The sequence below is a fragment of the Bacillota bacterium genome (assembly GCA_040754675.1).
Classification (GTDB): Bacteria; Bacillota; Limnochordia; order Limnochordales; family Geochordaceae; genus Geochorda.
Map to the genome: position 1 here is coordinate 1 of JBFMCJ010000765.1, position 1,620 is coordinate 1,620.

Annotated in this window: 2 protein-coding genes and 1 riboswitch; both genes read left to right on the forward strand. The window is 67.7% G+C overall.

The window, feature by feature from the left end:
- On the forward strand, positions 1–1,031 hold a 1,031-nt coding region (locus AB1609_23390; GenBank protein ID MEW6049378.1), incomplete at its 5' end, for a M20/M25/M40 family metallo-hydrolase.
- Positions 1,032–1,088: 57 nt separating this feature from the next.
- Positions 1,089–1,253: riboswitch (SAM riboswitch) on the forward strand.
- 121 nt (positions 1,254–1,374) lie between these two features.
- Positions 1,375–1,620, forward strand: a 246-nt coding sequence (locus AB1609_23395) for an S-adenosylmethionine synthetase N-terminal domain-containing protein (protein ID MEW6049379.1), incomplete at its 3' end; no start/stop codon positions are given.

Consider the following 1,620-nt stretch of genomic DNA (forward strand, 5'->3'; position numbering starts at 1 on the left):
CCGACGACAAAGGGAACATGCTGATCCCGATTCTCGCGGCCGAAGCGTGGCTGCGCGCCACGGGGGCGCTGCCTGTCAACGTGCGGTTCATCTTCGAGGGACAGGAGGAGATTGGAAGCCCGTACCTGGACGAGTTCGTCGGCGCCCACCGGGACCGCCTGGCCTGTGATCTGGTGCTGAGCGCCGACGGCGGGCAGTTCTCGGCGGACCAGCCCGCGCTCACGCTGGGCACCAGGGGGCTGTGCGCGCTCCAAATCGACGTCCGGGGGGCGAAGAGCGACCTTCACTCCGGCACGTACGGGGGTGCGATTCAAAACCCGATCCACGCCCTGGTGCAACTGCTGGCATCCATGCGGGCGCCCGACGGGCACATCCTGGTCGAGCACTTCTACGACCGGGTGGCGCCGGTGACGGCCGAACAGCGGCGGCTGCTGGCCGCCATTCCCCACAGCGACGAGCGTCTCAAGCAACAGCTTGGCGTGCCCGCACTGTTCGGCGAGCCCGGCTACACCACCATCGAACGCCAGGGCGTGCGGCCTACCCTGGAGGTCAACGGCATCTGGGGCGGATTTGCGGGCGAGGGCGTCAAGACGGTTCTGCCTGCCGAGGCGCACGCCAAGATCACGTGCCGGCTGGTGCCGGACCAGGATCCGGAGGAGATCCTGGGATTCATCGAGGCCCACGTGCGCCGGCATTCGCCGCCGGGCGTCACGGTAGAGGTGCGGCGCCAGCCCGGGTATGCCAGGCCCTACGTCATGCCCGTCGATCACCCCGGCAACCGGGTGGCGGCCGATGTACTTCGGGAGCTCTACGGCAGGGAGCCCCTGTACTTGTGGATGGGCGGGACGGTGCCGCTGTACGACATCTTCCTGTCGCGGCTGTCGGCGCACACCGTGACGTTTGCTTTCGGTCTTCCGGACGAGCAGATCCACGCGCCCAATGAGTTCTTCCGGCTGTCGAGCTTCGAGCGCGGGCTTGTCGGGTGGGCGCACCTGCTCGCCGGACTGGGAGCGGGTAAGCTTGCGGATTGACCCGATCCGCGCCGCATGCTATCATAGCGGCGCGAAAACCGAATAGCGTGCTTCTGGCTCTTATCCAGAGCGGCGGAGGGACGGGCCCGATGAAGCCCGGCAACCAGCGCCGCAAGGTGGGTGTTTCGGGGGTATCGCCTCCCGTGCGGCCCCCGTACGTCCGCGGATGCGGCGCTCGGTGCCAATTCCCGCAGAATGGCGTTCCATTCTGGGAGATGAGAGCCCAGGCTCTTGCCTCTCCCTGCAATGGAGCAGAGGCGGTTTTTTTTGCCTGGTTCTTGCGCCACGACCCGTGAAGTCTCGACGCTGCCCGGAGCACGCAGGAGGCAAGGGGGCACGCACCATGGGGATGCGGGTGGACGGACCACCGCGTGACCGCCGGCCGGGCCAGGGCGGATCGCCGCTCGGGGCCGAGGGCGAGGAGGTCGTAAGGCGCTGGGAGTTCACCTCGGAGTCGGTCACGGAAGGCCATCCCGACAAGATCTGCGACCAGGTGGCCGACGCCATCCTGGACGCCATCTACGCCCAGGACCCGGACGCCCGGGTCGCCTGCGAGGTCGCCACCAAGACCGGCATGCTTCTCATTATG